We start from the raw sequence: 22666 nt of genomic DNA on the forward strand, positions 1-22666 counted from the left end.
CCGCTTCAAGCACCCTAGAGTGATTCAGCGGCGGCGCGCCATTGGCGCAGGGCGTGCTCAGGGCGGTGGGCGAGGGTGCCGGAGTCGATGACGATGGTCTGTCCCGTGATGCACCGCGACTCGCCCGAGGCGAGGAAGGCGACGAGGTCGGCCACGTCCTCCGGGGTGCAGGCCCAGGGCAGCAGGCGCTCGGCCGCCTTGTCGGCCAGCCGGTCCCGGCCGAGGGCCTGAGCGGCCACATCGGTCAGGACCAGGGCGGGGGCGACGGCGTTGCAGCGGATGCCGCGCGAGCCGTACTTGGTGGCCACGTAGCGCACGAAACCGGTCAGCGCCGCCTTGGAGGTGCCGTAGGCGACGTGCGCCACGTCACCGAGCAGGCCCGAGACCGACGAGGTGAGGACGAAGGCGCCGCCGTCGGCCATCGCGGGGGCCGTGTGCTTGACCATGAGCAGGGCGCCGCGCAGGTTCACCGCCATCGTGCGGTCCCAGACGGCGACGTCGAGGTCCTCCAGGTCCTGGTCGCGGCCGTAGGTGCCGGGGCCGAGCGCGGCCGCGTTCGAGTGGACGACGTCCAGGCGGCCGAACGAGGCGATCAGGTCGCCGACCGCCCCGGCCACCTGCTTCTCGTCCGACACGTCGCAGGTGAGCGCGGTGGCCGTGCCGCCCTTGGCGCGGATCGTGGTGGCGACCGACTTGGCGCCGGCCGCGTGCACGTCCAGGACTCCCACGCAGGCGCCCTCGGCGGCCAGGCGCGCCGCGCAGGCGGCACCGATGCCCGAACCCGCGCCCGTCACCAGGGCGACCCGTCCGTCGAAGCGGCCCGGCGCGGCGCTCACCACGTCACCCTCAGGGCCGTCAGTCCCCGTCCCACGATCGACTTGCGGTAGACGATCGGCTCGTCCGCGAGCCTGAGGCCGGGCAGGCGGCGGCCGAGCACGTCGAGCGCGGTGCGGAGTTGCAGCCGGCCGAGCGCGGCGCCCACGCAGAAGTGGATCCCGTAGCCGAACACCATGTGGGCGTCGGCGTTGGGCCGGTCGATGACGAACCGTTCCGGGTCGGGGAAGACGGTCTCGTCGTGGGCGGCGGAGTCGGTGGAGAGCAGCACCAACGACTTTCCCGGAATTATCACGTCATGTAGCGAAATATCCGTCGCGGCATACCGGAACGAACCGAGAGAGGCGCCGTCGATGCGCATGCACTCCTCGACCGCGTTCTGGATCAGTGGCGGCGGGACCGGCCAGGCGTCCTCGCGCAGCAGGCGCAGGACGCTGTTGGCGAGCTGGTTCGGCACGGTGTCGTTGCCGCCGAGCAGGATCGTGGAGATCAGCTCCACCACCTCGCGGTGGCTGAGCTCGGAGCCGATCAGCGAGGTCATGAGCGAGGTGAAGTCGTCGCGCGGCTCCTTGGCCCGGGACGCGACCAGCCGATCCACGTAATCCAGATAAGTCAGGAAACTGTCGGCGAGTTCGAGCTGCCGGTCGGGCGGCTGCGGCGACAGGAAGAGCTGGAACCAGTCCTTCACATGAGCCTGCACGAACCCCTCGTCCGCCTCGGGCACCCCGATGAACCGCGCGGTCAGCTTGATCGACGGCTCGTGCCCGATCTCGGAGACGAAGTCGGCCTCGCCCTTCGGCGCCACGCGGTCGAGCAGGTCCTCGTTGAGCTGCCGGAAGTGCTGCTCCATCGCCGAAACCGCCCGGGGCGTGAACGCCTTCGACACCGAGCGCCGCAGCCTGGTGTGGTCGGGCGGATCGACGTTGGCCACGAAGCTCGACAGGAACGAGCCGTGCTCGCCCAGCTTGTCGCGTGTCTCGCGGGTGAGGCTGCGGGAAATGGTCAGCGAGCCCTCCGAGGAGAACCGTTTCGGGTCGCCGTACGCCGCGCGCACGTCGGCGTGCCGGGTCAGCACGTAGGCGCCGAGGTGCTCGCTGTGGAACACCGGCCGCTCCCGGCGCAGCCCGGCGAGGAACTCGTACGGCGCGGCGACGTGCCAGTCCGAGCCGACGTCGAAGTCCTCGATCATGCCGTTGCTCACGAGAAGATCCTCCGGGGGTTGTCGACGAGCATCTGGTGGATCTGTTCCTCGGTGACGCCCCGCTTGCGCAGCTCGGGCAGGACGTCGCGGGAGATGTGCAGGAGGTGGTAGTTCGGGTGCCGCTGCCGTACGACGTCGGCATCGAACCGGTCGTTAAAGCAGTAAGAATCGTGACTTAGCACCATTTGTCGGGCGTGGCCGCGCTCGCACATCGTCGCCACGATGGACACCCGGTCCTCGAACGGCGAGATCGTCTCGATGCCGAACCGGTCCATGCCGAGGTAGGAGCCGTTGGCGGCGAGTTCCTCCAGGTAGGCGACGTCGGTCGAGTCGCCCGCGTGGCCGATGACGACCCTGGTGAGGTCGACGCCGAGCTCGCCGAGCAGCCGCTGCTGCGCCAGGCCACCTTGGGAGGCGCTGTGGGAGTGGGTGGTGATGGGCACGCCCGTCTCCAGGTGCGCCTCGGCGACCGCCCGGAACACCCGTTCGGTCCCCTTGGTCATGCCGAGATGGTCGGTGGCGCACTTGAGCATGCCCGCCTTGACCCCGGTCCTGCCGATGCCGTGCACGATGTCCCGCACGAAGAACTCCGCCAGCCGATCGGGCCCGCCGAACAACGAGCCCGGGCCCCGGTTGCCGAAGTACGGGGGCAGGGCGTCGTAGGTGTAGAGGCCGGTGGCGGCGACGATGTTCACGCTGGTCAGCTCGGCCACCCGCTGGACGGCGGGGACGTACCTGCCGAGCCCGATGACGGTCAGGTCCACGATCGTGTCGATGCCCTCGGCCCGCAGGTCGTCCAGTTTGGCCGCCGCTTCCCTCGCCCGCTGTTCGAGGTCCCAGTTCTCCGGGATGTCCGGCCAGTTCCAGAGAATCTCCGGACTGAGCCCGAACACGTGCTCATGCATGAGCGTGGCGCCCAGCTCGCCCACCGGCCCTCTTACGGTCTCGGGCATGTGCCCCCTTCCACGGTCACACGCACGGGAACCTCGGGTGGTCGAACGGCCGGTTCACCTCTAGGCCGAGCCCGTCCGTCTGCTGGTACGGGGTGCCGGTGTAGAGGGAGGCGGCGTCGAAGTACGTGACGGTGAACGACAGGCGCGGCTGGTCGCGGTGGTTGGCGGGCGCTCCGTGCACGGTCAGGGTGTGATGCACGGTCGCGTCGCCCGCCACGAGGTCGAGGGGTGGCGACAGCTCCAGCTCCTTGATCCACGGATGCTGGCTGAGCTGGTCGTCGCCCGCCCGGGTGAAACTCCGCCCGAGGACTCCGTACCGGTGCGAACCATTGAAGAAACGCAGCGAGCCCATGTCCGCCGGCACGTCCACCAACGCCAGCCAGACCGTCAGCATCGCCGAGCGGTCCATCGGCATCCAGGGGAAGTCCTGGTGGAACTCGGTCGCCGCGTGCTCCCCCGGCTCCTTGACGAGCAGGTTCGTGACCTGCACGCGCACGGCCTCCACGCCGCGCAGCAGCCGGGTCGCGTTGGCGCCCATGGCCGGGCTCAGCGCCAGCGCGCGGAACGCCTCGTCGCTCTCGGCGATGTCACGCGACTGCCCGAACGCCTGGTCCACCAGTGTCCGCCGCTGCTTCTCGCGCGCCGCGAGGTAGCCGGTCGCCCGCCGCCTGAGCTCGGCCACGGCGTCGGGGGGCACCAGGGCGGGCAGCCGCACCCATCCGTGTTCCTGAAAGAAGCCCGCCTCGTCGTCCGACGCGGCGCGCACGGGGATCTCCATGCCCCCAGTCTGGCATCTTGAGCAAGCGCTTGGTAAGTGCCTTGATTACTTGGCCTTGCAGGACTTCGGCGGGGTGGGCCGGTTCGTGGTCCACCCCGTCCCGGGCGCCTGCGCGGCGTAGTAGGTCAGGATGTCGCCTCGGGAACCGCCCCAGCTGGTCTGGGCCAGCGCGGCGCCGGTCTCCATGTCCAGGTAGGTGCGCGAGTGCGTGGGGATCGACTTCGATCCCACAGACTGTGACTGCCCGGTGTCACGGGTGAACGTGACCGACAACGCCTGCCTGCCCAGCGGGTCGGTCGCCGTGCCGTACACCTTGGTGCCGGGAAGCTCTGCCAGCAGGCGCAGGATCGCGGCACGGAGCTGCGGTCGGATCGGCATGGACAGAAGATTGCCCGCGAGCGGCACGAAGTCCGCGAACGGCTGCTTGAACCCTCGGCCCTCCCAGATGCGGTGGTAGTCGCGGAGCTTGGCGAGCAGGCCGTTGCGGTCGGCGGGGATGGCGGCCAGATCGGCGAGTGTGAGGTCCGCGACGGAGCGGTCCCCTACCTTAGCGTCGTCCCCGTCGTGCCATTCGCAGACATGGAGCTGGTCGGTGATGCGCATCTGTTCGCACTCGGCGGGGGTGCCGCCCTTGGAGCAGGGCAGCTTGATCCGGGTCGGCGCGCCCGCCGCACGCCATGCGCGTTCGTCTACCGCGGAGGCCGGAAACGCGCTCGGCGTGGAGGCCTGCAGTATGGATCTCTGCGCGGTGTCCAGCGGCACCGTTCGCTCACGGCGCTGCCGCGCGAACAGGTCGTAGCCGCCCGCTGAGAACCGTGTACCAGTGATGATCACCTCCCGCCAGTAGGCACCCCTCTGTTGAGGCAGGCGCTCCACCCGGTCGGCCAGCGCGAGCAGCTCGTTGTTCCGTGGCTGGACCAGCACCTGAGCAGGCGCGGAAACCAGGTTGGCCACCAGTGTGACGGCTATGACCATCGTGGCCGTGGCCACGGCCGCGCTCAGCGTCCACGCCCACACACGCGGGCGGGAACGACCGGTGGCGGGGCGGACGCGCGCACCCTTGGCGACGAAGCGGGCGCGAGCCCGAGAGACCGCGTCGGGCGAGAGCGGGGGCGCGTCGGGCAGCGCCCGGGCGAGCAGTTCGAGCTCATCCATCGAGGTCCTCCTTCAGCGCGCCGAGCGCCGCGCGCAGATGCTTGCGTGCCCTGTTGAGCCGGGACGCGACGGTTCTATAGGGAATGTCCAAGGCGGCGGCGACCTCCGCGTGGCTCAGACCGCCGAACACGATCAGCAGCACCACGTCTCGGTCGCGCTGCTTCAGTGCGGCCAGCGCCCCCGCGAGCGGGCCGGTGAAGCGCGCGGCGTCCACCCGATCGAGCACCCGATCCAGTGCGGCGTCCTCGTGGCCGTCCCACTCGCGCTCCGCAGCGCGGCTGAGGGCCTTCCACCGCGTGGTCTCGGTACGGCGGTGCCGCGCGACCAGGTTGGTGGCGATGCCGTACAGCCAGGGCCTGACCTCCCCCACGGCCGGGTCGTATCCGCCGCGCAGTGCCGCGACGAAGACCTCGACGGCCAGGTCTTCGGCGTCGTCCACGGGCAGGCGGCGGGCGATGTACCGGTGGATCTCGGCGTAGTAGCGGTCGAAGAGATCGGCCGGAACCGCCGGCTGATCCCTCCCGCTACGCGTCTTGTACACGATCACACCCATTCTTGCCGCGACGGCGAGAATGCTTTCACGCGCGCGGATTCACGCCCGGACGTGCGCGGATCAAAGAGTCCGCAGGTTGTCTCGCAATCTGGGCGCGAGCCGCCGCACCGTCTCCGGTGTGGAGGCCACGAGCTTGGTGATGACCGGTCCCACGCTGACCAGGGCCCCGTACTGGTTGCCGGCGGGATGGCCCAGCTGGTAGTACACGATGTCCGGTCCGTCACGGCCCTTGATGACGGCGTCGAGCGCGTAGCGGGTCTCCTCGGCCGCCAGGCGCTGGGCCTCGGACGTCGAGGACGCCGTCCAGGCGACGGACACGGAGACGACGTCGCCCTTGTCGGTCGGCGGGATCCAGTCGCAGACGGCGGGTTTGGGCAGCGGGCGGCCCGCCAGCGTGCGCGCGTGCGGGCTGGCGAGGTAGCCCGGGGCCAGCGGGCTCAGGTCGCGGTCGGTGAGCAGGCCGCAGGCGTCCGGCCAGTCCGCCGCCGGAGCGACGCCGGGCGGGTTCGCCGGGGGCCGGTTGGCACGGACGAGGCGGTAGGCGGTGATCCGGGTGCCGTTCTTGACGCCCCGGCTGTCGTCGTCCTGCGTCGGGGTGCGTACGAAGACCAGGCCCCCGACGCCTCCCTCCAGATTGGTGGCGCCGTAGGTGGCGGGCAACGGCAGCTCGCTGGCCTCACCTGTGGCGGCGTCGATGGCCAGCAGGTAGGCGTTCAGCGGCCAGAAGTCCAGACCAGGGTAGTTCTCGCCCTCCGTGACGAACAGATCCCCCGTCGCGATGAACGACGTCAGTCCCGGTATCTCCCGGGTCCAGCGGGTGCCGCCGGTGGCCGGATCGATTCCCTGAACGTGACCTGCTCCACCTCCGTACGGGATCGACGTGTGGGCCACGACCCCAGCCCCCGTGACGATCGGCGACCGGGTGGAATATGCCCAGTTGGCGGCATGGAGGTCGGCGGGCAACTGCCTGCCGTCCGGCGCGTACAGGAAGGAGGTGTCGTTGAGGTGGACAAGGACGGTTCCGTCCGCGGCGGTCGCCACGCCCACGTTTCTTCGCGAGTCCGCCTCGTCGTCCGGTGGCCACTGCTGTGGCCGCCGGTACGTCAGGTCGCGGGTCCAGTGAGGCCGGCCGGTCTCCGGATCCACGGCGGCGAGGTGGACGCGGTCGTTCGCGCAGAGTTCGAGCACGGCGACGAGCTCGTCGGCGGCCGCCGCGGCCGCGGTGCAGCCCTGCGGAAGGGGCATGACCGCTCGGGTCGCCCCGGTCCTGGCGTCGAGCAGTTGGACGTCCGACGCGGTCAGTGCGGCCACGGCTCGCCGGGTCACCACGGCTTCACGGGCCAGTCTCGAGCCCCACAGCCGCTCCCCCGTGGCCAGGTCGTAGCCGGTGAGCACACCTTCGAACTCGTCTCCCGTCCGTCCGGGCTGCTCGCGCAGGACGACGAGGACCTCGTCGGCGACCCACAGCTCGTGCACCTCCCCGAGCCGGGGTTCGCCCGGCACGGTGCTCAGGACGTGCCCCGTGACCGGGTCGAGGATGAGGATCCGGCCCAGGGGCGGCGCCACCGCGAGGGCACGCTCGGACGACACGAGGGTGTGGCTGGAGACGTAGACGCTGTCGGCCAAGCCGAACGAGCGGTTGTCGAACGCCGCCGACCACACGGCCTGCCAGCCCACCGCCTTCCGCACGACGGCCGGCGCGTCGGACACGAGAGCCAAGCAGGTCACCAGCGCCAGCAGGGGCAGACCGACCAGTCGTCGCACGTCAGCACCCCTCGATCCGGTACTTGCCGGGCTTGCTCCGGACGCTCCAGCCACCCATTGGGGACTCGTCGTACACGGTGCGGTAAGCCCGTGCGGGACCGGTCAGCCGGAACGGGAGCCCGCCCGGTCTGCGGACCACCACCTGCTCGGCCCGGCCGTTGCTGATGACCGTGGCCACGAGTTCGAACTCGTAGTACGCCTTGCAGGCGGTGAGCGTCATGATGAACGTCACCCGTTCGTCCCGGACCAGATCGATCTGCTTGGTCTCGAAGTACGGGGTGTCGCGATCCTTGACCGAGGTGAAGCGCGGCTTCGCCCGGTCGAGATCGGCCGCGACCTCGATGGTGCCCTGCTCGCCGGCGCTCGCGGGGCTCAGCAGCGCGCCGTCGGGCAACGGCTCGCGGGTCAGTATGCGCGGTCTGATGTCGGCGATACGCAGGCCGGCGCGGTTGCCGTTCAGGACGACCATGACCTTCGTCGCCCCGACCTGGGCGGCCCGGTAGCGCTCCAGGAAAGCCTCGTGTTGCGCCTCGTCGGGCCTGCCCAGCAGGATCGCCCGGTCCTGCGCGGCGGTCACCGGCTCGCGCAGAGCGAGGTCGACATTGTCCGTGGTGATCTTCACATAGGCGGCCGTGACGGGCGCCTCTCGGCTGATCTCATCGAAGGCGCCGGGCCCGAGCGAGCCGAACCAGCCGGTGAACACGGCGCCGGCCGCCGCGACGATCACCGCGCCGACGATCCCGGCCACCCACGCCAGCACGGCTCGACCCGGTCTCGCCCCGCCCGCGCCTTCCCCGGCCGGTTCGCTCGGTTCGTTCGGCTTCAACTCGGGGGACTTCTTGCCGCTCGCGGGGGACTTGTCCCGCTTTGTACGACGAGCTCTGGGCATAGGCAGCCCTCTCCAGCTTGGGGAAAAGCCGGGAAACGTCCGAGCCCATCATCGCGTTTCATGCCGTCTTCTGTCCCGCTTCCGCGCGGAACTCGACCGTGCCGCCGCTTTCGCGGCCGGCCGAGCACCCGCCGTCAGCGGACCGTCGTGCCCGTGACGCTGAGGTCGCGGCGGAAGGACTCCGGCGCCTTGTACACGGCCACCATCGTGATCAGCGCACCGACCATGACGTACGCGGCGACCAGCGGCCACCGGCTGCCGTCCGATCCGGCCAGCGCCGTGGCCACGAACGGGGTCAGCCCGCCGGCGAAGATCGAGGCGATCTCGCGGCCCGCCGCGGCGCCGGTGTAGCGGCGATCCGCCGGGAACAACTCGGCGAAGAACGCGGGCTGGATGGCGTTGATGGCGTTGTGCCCGAGATTGAGCACCAGCACGTACCCGAGCACGATCAGCACCATCGACCCGCTGCGCAGCATGAAGAAGAACGGGAACGCCATCACGAACACCACGACCGCGCCGAAGAAGTAGACCGGCCGCCGCCCGATCCGGTCGGAGATCGCGGCGAACACGCCATGGCTGACGAAGGAGAGCACGGCCGCGACGAGGATCGCGTTGTTCAACTGGCCCTTCTGCAGGCCGAGCGTGCCCGTGCCGTACGACAGCGCGAACACCGTGAGCAGGAAGTACGGCAGAGCCTCGGCGAACCGCAGCCCGATGATCAGCAGCAGGTTGCGCCAGTCGTCAACGAAGATCGAACGGATCGGACCACGAGCCGGGCGGTCCGGCTTCGCGGCCGCCTCGCCCCCGTCGCCCGCCGCCGACGCGGCGGCGACGGCCTCGGTGAAGACCGGGGTCTCCCGCAGGGTGCGCCGCATCCAGAACGTCACGACGAGGACGGCCGCCGACAGCAGGAACGGGATCCGCCATCCCCAGGCCAGCAGTTGATCATCGGGGAGCGTGTAGACGTAGGCGAAGATCAGCGTGATGAGGATCTGCGCCGAGAACCCGCCGGTGTTGGGCCAGGCGCTGAAGAAACCTCGGCGGTTCGGTGGTGCCGACTCCAGCACGATGATCATGGAGCCGCCCCACTCGCCGCCCACCGCGAATCCCTGGAGCAGCCGCAGCACCACCAGCAGGATCGGGGCCCAGATCCCGATCGTCCCGTAGGACGGCAGCAGTCCGATGAGGATGGTGCTGAGCCCCATCACGGTGAGCGTGATCATCAGGGTGGACTTGCGGCCGTGCCGGTCCCCGCGGCTGCCGAAGAAGAGCCCGCCCAGCGGCCGGGCGAGGAAGCCGACCGCGAACGTGCCGAAGGCCGAGAGTGTGCCAACGAAGCCGCTGGCGTCGGGGAAGAACACCTTGGGGAAGACGACGGCGGCCGCCGTCCCGTAGACGAGGAAGTCGTAGTACTCCAGCGTGTTGCCGAGGAAGCTGGATGCCGTGACCTTCCAGGCGTAGCGGCGGTCTGTCTCCGGAAGGGTCGCAACCATGGCGCCTCCCTTTCTGCCGGCGGCTTTGAACATTTCCGCAGGGATTCGGTTGTCGCACACTATGTCTCGGGAAACGGTTAACCGTCAACGGTCACCTGTTATCGGTTAACGTTGACCGTCTGCAGTAAGCAGAGATACCGTGGGCGGACAACACGGGAGGAGAGCTGGTGACGATCATCAATCCGTTGCGCAATCCACCGCTCGGAGATCAGCTGCTCGTCCAGCTCCGCTCGCTCATCGTGCGCGGCGAGCTGAGCGTGGGCACCCATCTGGTCGAGGGCAAGATCGCGGAGCGCTTCGGGGTGAGCCGCGGGCCGGTCCGCGACGCGCTTCGCCAGCTGGAGATCGAGGGGCTGGTCGAGACGCGCAAGCGGGGCGTCTCCGTACGCGGGCTGTCCGACAAAGATCTCCTGGAGCTCTACTCGCTGCGCGGCGCACTGGAGAGCCTGGCCATCCGGGAGGCCATCGCGCGGCTCGACGCCGCCGACTGGGCCCCGATCGACGAGGCGCTCGACCAGATGCAGTCCGCGGCCGTGGCCGCCGACGCCGCCAAGTTCGCCGCGGCCGACCTCGATTTCCACAGCGGGTTCTACACGCTCGGCGACAATCGCTGGCTCACCGCCACCTGGGCGCTGCACCGGCCGCTGTTCGCGACGGTGTTGGAGATCACCAACACCGACCGGGACCTGGTCCCCGTCGCCGACGACCATGTCTACCTGAGGGATGTCATCCGCTCGGGCGACGTCGACGCCGCGCTGGCCGCGCTCACCGCTCATCTCGACGGCTCCTGCAGCCGGATCTGCGCGGCGCTGAGCGGGCGACCGCGCCCGCAGCCCGCCTTCTGACCCCAGTCACCCGTCCGCCGGCCACCCATGACGAACCGAGGCTTTGCCATGCCAGAAAATACCCGACGCCGGGCGGAGGTCCTCGCCGCCGTTCCCACCTTCTTCGACGAGGCGGGCGAGCTCGACCACGCCACCACCAAGGCGCACTTCACCGATCTCGCGCGTCACGTCGACGGTGTCTTCGTCTGCGGCACCACCGGCGAGTTCCCGGCGCTGGACCGTGCGGAGCGCCGTACGCTGACCGAGACCGCGCTGGCCGTCTTCGGCCCTGACCGGGTCGTGGTGCACGTCGGCGCCGCGGCCACCCGAGAGGCGGTGGCGCTGACCCGCGACGCCGTCTCCCTGGGGGCGCGCCGGCTGGCCACGCTGACTCCGTACTACCTGCCCGCCGACACCGGCGCCGTCCTCCGGCACTTCGCCGCGGTGACGGCGGCCGCGGGCCCGGCCGCCGTCTACGGCTACCTGTTCAGCGAACGCTCTGGCGTGGTGGTCGAGCCCGCCGAATTCGCCATGATCGCCGCCGAGACCGGGCTGGCCGGCGCGAAGCTGAGCGGCCTGGCGGCCGAGCGGTTCGAGGAGTACCGCGCGGCGCTCCCGTCGCAGGCTCGGCTGTGGTCGGGCGCGGACACCAAGCTCGCCGAGGTCGTCCGCCACGGCGGCGCCGGAGTCGTGTCCGGACTGTCGGCCGCCTTCCCCGAGCCGTTCGCGATGCTCGCCGACGCCGTGACCGGCGACGACGCCGCCGTGGAACGCTCCGCCCAGGCGCGGGTGGACGAGGTGCTGGCCGCGCTGGGCGGCACCGTGGAAGGCATCAAACTGGCGCTGAGCCACCTGGGTCACGGAACCGGCGCCCTCCGCATGCCCGCCCCCGAGATCGGCCCCGACCAGCGGCAGCACATCGCACGTCTGGCCGAGACGGCGTCGGCGTCCCACGCGGGATGAAGCGCGCCTCCATGGACCACGATCACGTGAGCTCGGCCGACGGCGCAGGGACCCACGGGGAGGTGCCGGGGCTTCACGGGGAGGGCACGGGGATCCGTCGCGAAGACGCGGGGACCCGTCGCGAAGACGCGCACATCCGCCGCGAAGACGCAGGGACCCTCAGGGAAGCCGCCGGGGTTCGCCGGGAGTTCGTGACCGTTGATGATCCGCGCTGGACGCAGTGCCATGCGTCCACGCTCGCGGTCGTGGACGGCGTTCCCGTGGTCGCGTGGTTCGCCGGGACCAGGGAGGGGACGCCCGACAACCGCATCCGGATCGCCAGGGACGGCCGGATACACACCCTGGACACCGGCAGGGCCGTCGCGCACTGGAACCCGGTGCTGGCGGTGGGGCCGGACGGTGCCCTGTGGCTGTTCTGCAAGGCGGGTGCGCGCATCTCCGAGTGGGTCACGCTGGTCACCCGGTCGTACGACGGCGGCGCCACGTGGGAGCCGGTCCGCGAACTCGTCCCGGGAGACCGGTCCGGCGGCCGCGGGCCGGTCAAGAACCCGCCGCTGCTCGCTCCCGGCGGCCTGCGCTGGCTGGCGCCGGGCTCGACGGAGCAGTGGGGCGAGCGGCCCCGCTGGGATCCGTTCGTCGACGTGTCCGATGACAGCGGGCTGAGCTGGACGCAGTGCCCGATTCCGGTCGAGCACGCCGCCTTGACCGGCGCCGGGCACATCCAGCCCACGCTGTGGTGGGGAGCAGACGGTCCTGTCGCCCTGATGCGCAGCACCGAGGGCCGGGCGTACCGCTCGGTCTCCGCCGACGGCGGGCGCACCTGGACACCCGCCGAGCCCACGGGCCTGCCGAACAACAACAGCGGCCTCACCGCGGTCACGCTGCCGTCAGGCCGGGTGGCCTGCGTGCACAACCCGGCCACCGAGTCGTGGGGCAGCCGCTGCCCGCTCGTCATCTCACTGTCGGACGACGACGGACTGACCTGGCACGCGGGACCGATCGTGGACGACGGTGCCGTCTCCATCGATCCGGCCGTCCCGCGACTCCTGAACCCCGGCCCCGCCCGGAGCACGGGCGCAGGCGCCGCCCCCGGCACAAGCTCCGGCACCGGCTTCACGCCGGGTGACGCCGGGGTCGTCACCAGCGGCGTCGCCGAGTACAGCTACCCGGCCGCGGTCGTCACCTCCGAACACCTGCTCTTCACCTACACCTGGCAGCGCCGGGGAATCGTCCTCGCCCGGCTGCCTCTCGCCGACCTGGAGCCGAACACGCCATGACCAGCCCGTACCGCCGGCCTGTCGCCCGCCCGGAGCGCTCCGCCGCGCCGCGCACCGCCTACCTGATCGCCAGCGGCGACCTGCGCCTGGCGGCCAACGTCGCCGGCTGGCCCGCCCAGGAAGCCCTCGAAAAGGCGGTCGCCTCGGCCTTCGGTGACCTCGGCTGGACCGTGGTCCGCGCGAACGAGGCGGATCCCGCCAAGGGGCACGGCTTCATCGACAGCCAGCGGATGGGCCTGGAGGTCTTCAAGACCATCCCGGCCGACGCGCCGCTCATCGTCGCCGAGGCCGTATGGCAGTACAGCCACCACGTGCTGGCCGGCCTCCGCACCCACGAAGGCCCGATCCTCACCGTCGCCAACTTCGACGGGACCTGGCCCGGCCTGGTCGGGCTGCTCGGCCTCAACGCGGGACTGACCAAGATGGGCCGCCCGTACTCGACGATCTGGTCGGTCGACTTCACCGACCGCTACTTCCTGGACGGCATCGCGAGCTGGGTACAGGCCGGCCACATCGACCACGACGCCTCGCACGTCCGCCCGCTGCCGCCGCTGCCGCCCGGCCCGGAAGCCGAGCTCGGCGTCGCGCTGGCCGAGGAACTGCTGCGCGACAAGGCCATCATCGGCGTCTTCGACGAGGGCTGCATGGGCATGTACAACGCGATCATCGACGATGAGCTGCTCAATCCCCTCGGCATCTACAAGGAGCGGCTGTCCCAGAGCGCCCTGTACGCCGAGATGCTCAAGGTGCCGGACACCGAGGCGACGGCCGTGCGCGACTGGCTCGCCGCCGCCGGAATGCGGTTCGCCACCGGCACGGACGAGGCCACGGAGCTCACCGACCGGCAGTTGCGTGAGCAGTGCAAGATGTACGTCGCCGCGCTGCGGATCGCCGACGACTTCGGCCTGGACGCCGTCGGGATCCAGTACCAGCAGGGGCTGAAGGACCTCACCCCGGCATCCGACCTGCCGGAAGGGCTGCTCAACAACGTCGTCCGCCCGCCGGTGACCAGCCGTGACGGCACTCGGGTGCTCTACGACGACGCCCCGCTGCCGCACTTCAACGAGGCGGACGAGGGCGTGGCCGCGGACGCGCTGGTGACCAACCGGGTGTGGACCGCCATGGGCCTCGACCCCGCGACCACGCTGCACGACGTCCGCTGGGGTGAGCGTTACGGTGACGACTTCGTCTGGGTCTACGAGATCTCCGGCTCCGTCCCGCCGTCCCATCTGAAGGGCGGGTACACGGGCGCGGTGAGCCTGCGGCAGAACCCGATGTACTTCCCGGCGGGCGGCGGCACGATCAAGGGGGTGAGCAGGCCCGGGGAGATCGTCTGGTCTCGCCTCTACATCGCCGAAGCCCGCCTCCAGCTCGACATCGGCCGCGCTTCCGTCGTGGAGCTGCCCGAGGAGGAGACCGAGCGACGGTGGGCGGCGACCAACCCGGAGTGGCCGATCGCGCACGTCGTCCACCACGGGGTCACCCGCGACCAGTTCATGGCCCGGCACAAGGCCAACCACGTCCAGATCGCCTACGCCCCCGACGCCGCCACGGCCGACAAGGCGCTCCTCGCGAAGGCGGCGTTCTTCCACCGCCTGGGCGTCGAGGTGCACCTGTGCGGCGACGTCAACCTCTAGGCCCCACCAGGGCGGGGCTCAGGCCGGGGAGAAGGCGGCGCGGCCGATGAGGGACGTGACGAGGGCCTGGACGATACGCGTGATCAACGCTTGCAGGAGCATCATGGCCGCCTTCGCGAGCACAGAGGCCAGAAATTCGGACACCGAGTACCTCACATCACTAAATCCACCGTTAGCGAGATAATTCGCCATAAATGTTACGATTCAGTCGTAAACATGGTGTCCGTTTGGTGAACCGTTGGTGACTCCCCGGCGCTCGCCCGCTCCATCAGCGTGGCGACCAGCGCCGACACGACGGCGCAGCCCAGGCCGATGGTCCAGCCGAACGGGCCGATGGGACGGCAGCCGAAGACCTGGCTGAGGCCGGGGACAGAGACGATCACCATGAGGGCGGCCAGCGACGACACTGCCGCGAGGAACACCATCCGATCCCGGCCCCCCACGGTCAGCGTCTGCAGCAGTTGCGCTCCCACCAGACCGATGAGCCCGACGGTGGACGCGCGGCCCTGCGTGCCGGTCATCCGGCCGAGCAGCCACGCCGCGGTCGCCGCCGCGGCGGTGGTGACGGCGCGTACGTAGATGTCGCGGGTCAGGGCGGTGCCGAGCGAGACCTCCGGCCCCTCGGCGAGCAGCCGCTCCGGGCTTTCGTCGTCCGGTGGGCGAACGGCCACGGCCATGGCGGGCAGCATGTCGGTGAGCAGGTTGACCAGGAGCAGTTGGCGGGCGTTCAGCGCGCCGCGCCTGGACAGCAGGCTGGAGCCGACCGTGAAGGCGATCTCTCCGACGTTTCCGCCCAGCAGGATGCCGAGCGAGTCGCGGACGGAGCCCCACATCGCCCGGCCCTCGGAGATCGCGTCGATGATCGTCTCGATGCGATCGTCGATCACGACGATGTCGGCGGCGGCCCGGGCGGCGGGGGTGGCCAGCGGCCCGAGGGCGATGCCGACGTCGGCGAGCCGGATCGCGGGGACGTCATTGGCCCCGTCACCGGTGACGGCCACCACCTTGCCCATGCGCCGCAGGCAGGAGACGAGGCGGGCCTTGTGCTCGGGCGTGGTCCGCGCGAACACCGCCACCTCGGGCAGCACCGCGATCAAGGCGTCGTCGTCCAGCCGCTCCAGCTCGGGTCCCGTCATCACCCGCTGGCCGTTCAGAACGTGGATCTCGGCGGCGACGGCCTCGGCCGTGCTCGGATGGTCGCCAGTGATCATGATGACTCGTACGCCGGCTCGCATCAGTCCCTCGACGCTCCGCTTCGCCGTCGGCCGGACGGGGTCGGCCAGACAGAGGAACCCCAGGAAACACAGGCGCTCGATGCGGGCCTCGTCGAGATCGGCGCGGCTGGACGCCCGGCGCTCGGCGACGGCGAGCACGCGGAACCCCTGCAACGCCAGGCTGTCCACCTCTTTCTCCAGCTCGCGCCTGTTCTTCGCGCTCATGGGGACGGGCCGGGCGCCGCGGATCAGGTGGGTGCAACGGTCGAGCACGACCTCGGGGGCTCCCTTGACGCTCAGCAGATGGCCCGACTCCGACAGGCCGAGCACCGCGTGGTAGCCGCGCGCGGGTTCGAAGGGCAGCTCGTCGACCCGGTGCCACTCCCGCAGGCCGTCCTTGGGCGCGATGTGCAGCTTGGCGGCGCCCTCCACGACGGCGCGGTCCGTGGGATGGGGGATGGCCCGCCCGCCCTCGAAGCGGGGTCCCGCCCGGAGCGCCGCGCCGACGATCCCCTTCAGCTCCGGCGTCAATGTCTCAAGTGGCCGGGCGTGGTCTCCGTCCGACACCTGGCGCAGGCTGATGCGGCCTTCGGTCAGGGTCCCCGTCTTGTCGAAGCAGAGCACGTCGACCCGGCCCAGGGCCTCGATCGTCGACGGGTTGCGGACGAGCGTATTGCGTTTGGAGAGCCGTCTGCTCGAGGCGAGCTCGGCCACGGTGGCGATGAACGGCAGCCCTTCGGGGACCGCGGCGACCGCCAGGCTCACCGCGGGGGCGACAGCCGCGGACAGGGGTGAGCCGCGCAGCAGGTTCAGCACCATCAGGAACGCGCCCGACCCGATCGCGGCGGGCAGGATCCTGCGGCTCAGTCTGCGGAGCCTCAGCTCCACGCCGCTCACCAGCGGCCCGTCGGGGGCCAGTCTGGCGGTCCTGCCCGCCTGGGTCTCCTCCCCTGTCGCCACCACCACTGCCAGACCGTGACCGGCCGCGACGGTGGTGCCCTCGTACACCATCGATCGGCGATCCGCGATGGCGGCAGCGGCGGTGGGCGTCTCTGTTTTGACCACGAGCTGCGACTCGCCGGTCAAGGTGGACTCGTCGATCTCCAGGCCGAACGCCTGGATCAGCCTGCCATCGGCCGGTACGGCGTCGCCGGCGCGCAGCTCGATCACGTCCCCCTTCACGAGGTCGTCGGCGACGCCGGAGACGCCGCCGCCGGGCCTGCGCAGCCGTACCCGCACGGCGGTGATCTCGGTGAGACGGTGCAGCTCCCGGTCGGCGCCGCGCCGTTGCGCCCCGCCGATGACGGCGTCGACCACCATCACGCCACCGATCAGCACGGCGTCCAGCACCGAACCGACCGCGGCCGACAGGCCCGCGCCCGCGGCCAGGACCGGTGTCAACGGGTTGGCGAGCTCTTCCATCGACGCCATGGCCAAGGACGTGGGCCCGGTGGAATCCGGCCGCGCCGGCTTCGTCCTGCGACGCGCGGCCTCCTTCTCGCTCAGCCCGTGCGGCGAGGTGCGCAGCAGGTCGAGGACGTCAGGCACCGCCATCGCATGCCACGGCGTACGGTCGGCGTCCACCGGCGGCGCCGTCCGCCTGACCTCGCGTCCCGCCCACTCCCCCGTGACCAGGGCGGCCATCGAGGTGCAGTCGCGTATCAGGTGCGCCCGTGCGACCGCCGTCCCGGCCGGGCCGAGAACGGCCAGGCCCGCGCCGACGACCCCCGCCGCGGCGGCCAACCGTACGCTGCGCCTGCTCGCGCTCTTCGCGTACGGCACGCAGCGCAGCAGCAAGTGGACGCCGTCGAGATCGCTGATCACGTCGGCGTCCCACGGCACGCGCCGCGCTCCCCTGAGCACGCCGATGCCGAGGTCAGCCTGACGCAGGCCACGCCTCGACGTACGGGACACCACGGCCACGATGTGTCCTTCGGACTGCAGCGCCCGCACCGACGCGACCAGCCGGGAGCCGCCGTCTACAACCCGGTCGACCCCGAGTCGCAGGCCCAGGCTCGCCTCCCCGCCGGCCAGGATCACGGTGCCCACGCCCTTCGCGGCGGCGGCCACGGCTTCGGCCAGCGCGTGGGGTTCGGGTGCCAGCCCGACCAGCGCGATCGGGACGCCCTGCCGCGAGACGCTGACCGGCCGTACTCCCTGCCGGCGCCACTTCCGCACTTCCGTGGGTTCGCGCGGCGCCGAGTACGGCTTGACCGCCCATCCGTCACGCTCGCGCGGAGCCGTGGGATCGGTGAGGTCGACCAGCGTGTAGAGCCGCGCGTGCAACTCGTCCAGGTCCTGGTCCGCGTCGAACGGGATGACACCGTCGATCGTCCACGCGCCCGTGGTCAACGCGGCGGCGTCGAGGACGACCGTGTCGACGCGATCCATGCGGCGCAGCGCGTGGCGGTCGAGCACCATCCCGCCGCGTTTGGCGAGGGCACGTACGAAGGCGCTGCTGAAAGCGTCCCTGCCGACATGCGCGGCCTTGGGGATTCCCGTGACGAGCGTGGAAAGCCCGCGCTGATGATCGCGGCTGACCAAGGTGACGACGGCGTCCCCCGCCACCGTGGCCGCGCTCGCGGCGTCGGCGTACCGCTCGATGGGCCCGTGCGGCAGCGGAACAGGACGGGGCCGCCCGGCGACCCGGGTGTGGCGGTAGGCGCCGTCGGCGTCGGCGAACTCCTCTTCGCGCAGCTCCCAGGCCCGGCGCCCGGCGCACGAGTCGATGTAGCGGCCGGCCGCGGCGACGGAGTCGATGAACATCGACAGGGGCCGCATCGCCAGCGTCTGGGTGACGACGCGCGACGACGCGACCAGCGCGTCCGCGGCGGGCCTGCCCAGGTGCCGCTCCAGCTCCCGGCGGATCCGCGGGGCGTGCTCGGCCAGCGACAGTACGGCGGGCACGGCCGGCGACAGCTTCGGCAGGCGGGCGACCTGCCCGGCCAGAGCGAGCCCGGTGCCGACGAGGTGCAGGCTGAGACTCACCGCGGCGCGGGCCTGCTGCTCCACGCCGTCGAGCGCCAGTGGGCCACCGGCTTGACCGCCGTCCACATCGAATTCGTCGACGATGGTCACGAGCTTGTCCAGATCGGCCGTGTCCGCGTCGCAGCCCACGAACACGCAGCCGAGCGCGCCGTTCACCTCGGCCCGGTCCATGCCGACCGCGCGCAGCCGGTCTTCGAGGGCCCGCGCGACCCGGTCCGTGCCAGGGCCGCCGATGTGCCGCAGTTCCACGCGGACTCCGCCCGCGCACTTCTGTATCCGGCGTGGGCGCGGGAGCATGCTCCGCACCGGTTCGGGGAGCATGCTCAGGACGGTGTCAACGGAGAACGGCCACATGTCGCCTCCTTGGCGGACCCGTCCAGGCACGCAGGCTGCTCAGATCTCGGGGCAACCCGGACCTCACCCGCCCGACCGCGCACGCCCGGCGGCGCTCTTCCGACCGCCTCGTGACGTGGTGGAGGAGGCGGCCGTACGCCGGGAGGCCCTCGTCGAGGCGCCGGTGCTCGCGGCGGTACGCCTCGACGCGGCGGCCGAGGCGGTGGCGCCCTTCGACGCAGTGGCGCGTCTCGACGTGGCGGCCGAGGTGGTGCCCTTCGACGCGGCGGTACGCCTCGACGCAGCGGCCGAAGCGGTAGCGCCCTTCGACGCAGTGGCACGCCTCGACGTGGCGGCCGAGGTGGTGCCCTTCGACGCGGCGGTACGCCTCGACGCAGCGGCCGAAGTGGTAGCACCCTTCGACGCAGTGGCACGCCTCGACGTAGCGGCCGAGGTGGTGCCCTTCGACGCAGTGGCACGCCTCGACGTGGCGGCCGAAGTGGTGGCGCCCTTCGACGCGGCGGTGGAAGAGGTGACACCCTTGGACGCGGCAGTGCGCTTGGATGCGGCGGTCGCGGTGGTACGCCTCGATGAGGCGGCTGACGCGGTGGCGCGCTTCGGCGCTTCGGTCGAGGTGCCGCCCTTCGACGGGCCGGTGGAAGAGGTCACACCCTTCGACGCGGCAGTGCGCTTCGATGCGGCGGACGCGGTGGCACGCCTCGACGAGGCGGCCGACGCGGTGGCGCGCTTCGGCGCTGCGGTCGTGGTGCCGCCCTTCGATGCGGCAGTGCGCTTCGGCGCCGTGGTCGTGGTGGTCTCGGCGGTCGCGGTGCGGGGTCGCTCGGCGGCCTGGGATCCCTGCGCCCTGCGGGCGGGTGACCCGCTCCCTCCTTGCCATCCGCGCCGCGCGATCAGTGTCCCGGTGCCGATGGCGGCGGCCACCGGCCACTCGAGCACCCCGAACGCCGCGAGCACGCCGAGCGCGCCGTAGTAGGCGATGCGCTCGGGCGGAGGAAGGAGCGTCCGGGCCACGTCCACGGCATGGCCAACCTCCTGCCGGGAAATGCGCGGCATTTCCAGATGCGGCATCCCGATGTGTGGCATCCCGACGTGCGGCATCCGCAGATCCGATGGGCGGACCTTGATGCTCAACACCGGCATGTCAAGCGAAAGCTCTTTGGACGAGCTCGCTCGAGCCTGGGCAACGGCCATGATTCCTCCCCCATTTGAGGACGTCAGACGCCCCTTGCGTACTCCGGCCCCCACCGACGCACTACGAGCACCTAGACAACCTTCATCCTTCGATCCTTCGCGAAGCCTCATACGACAAACAAGAGCCTCGCACCTACTTTTATGGTCATATATCCGCTTTGTGACACTCCATCCGCTTTAGACGGCACGACTCCGCAAAACACCCTCGACCGGAGGGCCGGGGCATCAGCCGCCAACGAGGTAGCGCTCGGCACCAAAACCCCGCAGACGGTCAACGATGCGCACGTAACGGCGCCCGGCCACGTGCGGGTTCAGCGGCCGTTTTCCTGGAGGCCCCCAGCCACGAACGGCGGGTGGCGGCTGGCCAGGCCGTGCCGTAAAGGAAAGAAAGGCCCGAACCTCAGGTAGACACGGCGAGCACGCACGGCAGGCACGACAGGGCGGCGAACGGCGGATCAGCCACGGGCACCGTCGGCAAGCACGAGCCACCACGATGACCCGACACCGAACGCGGACGACAGACGCGGATCAGACGCGAGTGGCGGGCAAGGCAGCGCACACGGACAGCGGACGCGGGCGGCGGACGCGGATAGGTGGCGCGGACGGGTGCGAAGGGGGTGCGGGTGGTGCCGTGTGGGGTGATCGGCTTTAAGCTGGCGACATCACACATACAAGCGCTTGCTCAAATCAAGGTAAATGAGGTGGCACGTGCGGCGGTTCAGGTTCGGGGCGGTGGTGCGGCGGGCGGAGTCGGGCAAGGCGTGGGCGGACAGGGCCAGGCGGCTGGAGGGCGCCGGGTTCGATGTACTGCTCGTGCCCGACCACCTGGTCGGGCCGCGGTTCGCTCCCGTGGCGGCGCTGGCCGCCGCCGCGAGTGCCACGACGCGCCTGCGGGTGGGGACCCTCGTGTTCGCGAACGACTTCCGGCATCCGGCCGTGCTGGCCAAGGAGACGGCGACCCTCGATGTGCTGTCCGACGGTCGGCTCGACGTCGGGCTCGGGACCGGCTGGATGGCGGAGGACTATCAGCGGGCGGGTCTGCGGTTCGAGTCGCCCGGGGTGCGGGTGGAGCGGCTGGGTGAGGCCGTGGCCGTGCTCAAGGGGCTGTGGGGTGACGGGCCGTTCAGCTTCGATGGAAAGCATTACCAGCTACAGGCGCTCGACCAGCAGCCCAAGCCCGTGCAGCGGCCGCATCCGCGCCTTCTGCTCGGCGGGGGCGGGCCGCGGATGCTGCGGCTGGCCGCGCGCGAGGCCGACGTGGTGAACCTGGGGATGCGAGTACGCGCCGACGGCTCTGGCCCCGACGGGAGCGACGGCGGGCGGCAGGCGTTCCTGGACAAGCTCCAGACGGTGCGCGCGGCCGCCGGCGACCGCTACGACCGGCTAGAGCTGGGCACGAGCGTGGTCCAGGTGGGCGTGCGCAAGCCGGAGGAGACCTGGAGCGCCGCCGACACCTCGCAGTTGGACGAGACGCCCCAGGTACTCCTCGGAACCCATCACGACATAGTCGACAAACTCCGCCACTGGCGGGATGAGCACGATATTTCGTATTTCGTGGTGCATCACGAGCGCGACCTCGACGCCTTCACCCCGATCGTCGAGGAGCTCGCTACGGGATGAGGATCACCTTGCCCATGGTGTTCCTGCTCTCCAAGGCCGCGTGGGCGGCGGCGGCCTCCGCCAGCGGGAAAGACTGGACCGCGGGCGTGAGCTCGCCGTTCGCCGCCGCCTCCAGGGCCCGGTCCCGCAGGTCGGCGCGGCCGCCCTCGCGGCTGAGCAGGTAGCCGATGCCGTCGTACGAGGTCACACCGCGGGCCTTCAACTCGGCCTCCTCAGGGTGGAACCACTCCCCCGACGCCTGCCCGAACACGACCTGCCGCCCGCCCTCGCCGAGGAGTTCGAACGCGGCCCGGCCGAGCTTGCCGCCCACCCCGTCGAAGACGACGGTGACGTCGCCGATCGACTCCCGCACCACGTCGGCCCAATCGGGCGCGTCGTAGTCGGCCGCCAGGTCGGCGCCCAGCGAGCGGACCCGGGCCGCCTTCGCGGGGCCGCCCGCGGCGCCGACGACCGTCGCGCCCACCCGGCGGGCGTGCTGGACGAGCAGGGTGCCGATCCCGCCGGCGGCGGCCATGACCAGCACCACGTCCGAGGCGGTCACCGGGGCGACCTCCAGCACGCCCAGCGTGGTGGCGCCGGTCGTGTGCATGGCGACCGCCGCACCGTACTCCAGCCGGTCCGGCAGCACCACGAGCCCGGCGGCGGGCGCGACGGCGAGGGACGCGTAGCCGCCCGACGTCACCTCGCCGGTCACCACACGGCTGCCCACCAGGCCGGTGTCGACGCCGGCACCCACCGACTCGACCACCCCCGCCACCTCGCTGCCGAACGTCGTGGGCAGGTCGGGCGCGGGGTGCGGGCCGACGGGGATGCCCCGTCTGAACAGCGTCTCGATGAAGTGCACACCGATGGCGTGTACGGCGATGCGGACCTCGCCGGGGCCTGGGGAGGGGTCGGGGACGGACTCATAGCGGAGGTTCTCGGCGGGACCGTAGGAATGGAGCCTTATCGTGTGCATGCCTCCCAGCCTGCTACCTG

At 71.1% G+C, this 22666-nt stretch carries 18 protein-coding genes; 6 read left to right on the forward strand and 12 right to left on the reverse strand.

Annotated elements, in window-relative coordinates; all coding sequences use genetic code 11:
- Positions 1-14 precede the first annotated feature (14 nt).
- The 9 genes from KME78_RS32575 to KME78_RS32615 form a co-directional block, all read right to left on the reverse strand.
- Entirely contained in the window at positions 15-836 is an 822-nt protein-coding gene (locus KME78_RS32575) for an SDR family NAD(P)-dependent oxidoreductase (protein ID WP_219533234.1), read from the reverse strand.
- Positions 833-2035 carry a cytochrome P450 gene (locus KME78_RS67395; RefSeq protein ID WP_219533235.1) on the reverse strand — a complete coding sequence of 401 codons (1203 nt, stop codon included), beginning with the start codon at positions 2033-2035 and terminating at the stop codon, positions 833-835. Before KME78_RS67395 ends, KME78_RS32575 begins: the two co-directional genes overlap by 4 nt.
- Positions 2032-2988 carry a phosphotriesterase family protein gene (locus tag KME78_RS32585; protein ID WP_219533236.1) on the reverse strand — a complete coding sequence of 319 codons (957 nt, stop codon included), beginning with the start codon at positions 2986-2988 and terminating at the stop codon, positions 2032-2034. The genes KME78_RS67395 and KME78_RS32585 overlap by 4 nt, the downstream gene beginning before the upstream one ends.
- A gap of 16 nt (positions 2989-3004) precedes the next feature.
- Positions 3005-3766: a phytanoyl-CoA dioxygenase family protein gene (locus tag KME78_RS32590; protein ID WP_219533237.1), complete on the reverse strand. Its 762-nt coding sequence runs from the start codon at positions 3764-3766 to the stop codon at positions 3005-3007.
- A gap of 45 nt (positions 3767-3811) precedes the next feature.
- Complete coding sequence (locus tag KME78_RS32595) at positions 3812-4921, reverse strand: hypothetical protein (RefSeq protein WP_219533238.1); 1110 nt, start codon at positions 4919-4921, stop codon at positions 3812-3814.
- Positions 4914-5462 carry an RNA polymerase sigma factor gene (locus tag KME78_RS32600; protein WP_308127224.1) on the reverse strand — a complete coding sequence of 183 codons (549 nt, stop codon included), beginning with the start codon at positions 5460-5462 and terminating at the stop codon, positions 4914-4916. The genes KME78_RS32595 and KME78_RS32600 overlap by 8 nt, the downstream gene beginning before the upstream one ends.
- A 72-nt stretch (positions 5463-5534) precedes the next feature.
- Positions 5535-7238, reverse strand: a complete 1704-nt coding sequence (locus tag KME78_RS32605; RefSeq protein ID WP_219533240.1) for an outer membrane protein assembly factor BamB family protein — start codon at positions 7236-7238, stop codon at positions 5535-5537.
- A gap of 1 nt (position 7239) precedes the next feature.
- Positions 7240-8127 carry a hypothetical protein gene (locus KME78_RS32610; RefSeq protein WP_219533241.1) on the reverse strand — a complete coding sequence of 296 codons (888 nt, stop codon included), beginning with the start codon at positions 8125-8127 and terminating at the stop codon, positions 7240-7242.
- A 134-nt stretch (positions 8128-8261) separates the two neighbouring features.
- Positions 8262-9620: an MFS transporter gene (locus KME78_RS32615; protein WP_219533242.1), complete on the reverse strand. Its 1359-nt coding sequence runs from the start codon at positions 9618-9620 to the stop codon at positions 8262-8264.
- Positions 9621-9787: 167 nt separating this feature from the next.
- Between KME78_RS32615 and KME78_RS32620 the strand changes: the two genes are divergently transcribed.
- The 4 genes from KME78_RS32620 to KME78_RS32635 all read left to right on the forward strand — a co-directional run bounded on the left by KME78_RS32620 (position 9788) and on the right by KME78_RS32635 (position 14321).
- Positions 9788-10465: a GntR family transcriptional regulator gene (locus KME78_RS32620; protein WP_219533243.1), complete on the forward strand. Its 678-nt coding sequence runs from the start codon at positions 9788-9790 to the stop codon at positions 10463-10465.
- A 48-nt stretch (positions 10466-10513) separates the two neighbouring features.
- Positions 10514-11407 carry a dihydrodipicolinate synthase family protein gene (locus KME78_RS32625; protein WP_219533244.1) on the forward strand — a complete coding sequence of 298 codons (894 nt, stop codon included), beginning with the start codon at positions 10514-10516 and terminating at the stop codon, positions 11405-11407.
- A gap of 191 nt (positions 11408-11598) precedes the next feature.
- Positions 11599-12684: an exo-alpha-sialidase gene (locus KME78_RS32630; RefSeq protein ID WP_219533245.1), complete on the forward strand. Its 1086-nt coding sequence runs from the start codon at positions 11599-11601 to the stop codon at positions 12682-12684.
- Positions 12681-14321 carry a hypothetical protein gene (locus KME78_RS32635; RefSeq protein WP_219533246.1) on the forward strand — a complete coding sequence of 547 codons (1641 nt, stop codon included), beginning with the start codon at positions 12681-12683 and terminating at the stop codon, positions 14319-14321. Before KME78_RS32630 ends, KME78_RS32635 begins: the two co-directional genes overlap by 4 nt.
- Before the next feature lie 18 nt (positions 14322-14339).
- Here KME78_RS32635 and KME78_RS32640 read toward each other — a convergent pair whose 3' ends face one another.
- Both KME78_RS32640 and KME78_RS32645 read right to left on the reverse strand, forming a co-directional pair.
- Positions 14340-14513 carry a hypothetical protein gene (locus tag KME78_RS32640; protein WP_219533247.1) on the reverse strand — a complete coding sequence of 58 codons (174 nt, stop codon included), beginning with the start codon at positions 14511-14513 and terminating at the stop codon, positions 14340-14342.
- Positions 14514-14518: 5 nt separating this feature from the next.
- Positions 14519-18877, reverse strand: coding sequence for a cation-translocating P-type ATPase (locus tag KME78_RS32645; RefSeq protein ID WP_219533248.1), 4359 nt, complete (start codon positions 18875-18877; stop codon positions 14519-14521).
- Between the two features lie 115 nt (positions 18878-18992).
- Between KME78_RS32645 and KME78_RS32650 the strand changes: the two genes are divergently transcribed.
- Both KME78_RS32650 and KME78_RS32655 read left to right on the forward strand, forming a co-directional pair.
- A complete protein-coding gene (locus tag KME78_RS32650) occupies positions 18993-19847 on the forward strand; it encodes a hypothetical protein (RefSeq protein WP_219533249.1) in 855 nt (284 codons plus the stop codon).
- Between the two features lie 929 nt (positions 19848-20776).
- Positions 20777-21688 carry a TIGR03621 family F420-dependent LLM class oxidoreductase gene (locus tag KME78_RS32655; protein ID WP_308127225.1) on the forward strand — a complete coding sequence of 304 codons (912 nt, stop codon included), beginning with the start codon at positions 20777-20779 and terminating at the stop codon, positions 21686-21688.
- Here the strand turns inward: KME78_RS32655 and KME78_RS32660 are convergent.
- Positions 21678-22646 carry a zinc-binding dehydrogenase gene (locus tag KME78_RS32660; RefSeq protein ID WP_219533251.1) on the reverse strand — a complete coding sequence of 323 codons (969 nt, stop codon included), beginning with the start codon at positions 22644-22646 and terminating at the stop codon, positions 21678-21680. The two genes, KME78_RS32655 and KME78_RS32660, sit on opposite strands and share 11 nt — an antisense overlap.
- Positions 22647-22666 lie beyond the last annotated feature (20 nt).

The sequence above is a fragment of the Nonomuraea guangzhouensis genome, assembly GCF_019396345.1.
GTDB lineage: Bacteria > Actinomycetota > Actinomycetes > Streptosporangiales > Streptosporangiaceae > Nonomuraea > Nonomuraea guangzhouensis.

Excerpts from the sequence above, each read along its gene's own strand:
- KME78_RS32645 (WP_219533248.1), bottom strand. The coding sequence starts at position 18,877 with ATGTGGCCGTTCTCCGTTGACACCGTCCTGAGCATGCTCCCCGAACCG.
- KME78_RS32640 (WP_219533247.1), bottom strand. The coding sequence starts at position 14,513 with ATGGCGAATTATCTCGCTAACGGTGGATTTAGTGATGTGAGGTACTCG.
- KME78_RS32590 (WP_219533237.1), bottom strand. The coding sequence starts at position 3,766 with ATGGAGATCCCCGTGCGCGCCGCGTCGGACGACGAGGCGGGCTTCTTT.
- KME78_RS32660 (WP_219533251.1), bottom strand. The coding sequence starts at position 22,646 with ATGCACACGATAAGGCTCCATTCCTACGGTCCCGCCGAGAACCTCCGC.
- KME78_RS32615 (WP_219533242.1), bottom strand. The coding sequence starts at position 9,620 with ATGGTTGCGACCCTTCCGGAGACAGACCGCCGCTACGCCTGGAAGGTC.
- KME78_RS32635 (WP_219533246.1), top strand. The coding sequence starts at position 12,681 with ATGACCAGCCCGTACCGCCGGCCTGTCGCCCGCCCGGAGCGCTCCGCC.
- KME78_RS32595 (WP_219533238.1), bottom strand. The coding sequence starts at position 4,921 with ATGGATGAGCTCGAACTGCTCGCCCGGGCGCTGCCCGACGCGCCCCCG.
- KME78_RS32625 (WP_219533244.1), top strand. The coding sequence starts at position 10,514 with ATGCCAGAAAATACCCGACGCCGGGCGGAGGTCCTCGCCGCCGTTCCC.
- KME78_RS32585 (WP_219533236.1), bottom strand. The coding sequence starts at position 2,988 with ATGCCCGAGACCGTAAGAGGGCCGGTGGGCGAGCTGGGCGCCACGCTC.
- KME78_RS32610 (WP_219533241.1), bottom strand. The coding sequence starts at position 8,127 with ATGCCCAGAGCTCGTCGTACAAAGCGGGACAAGTCCCCCGCGAGCGGC.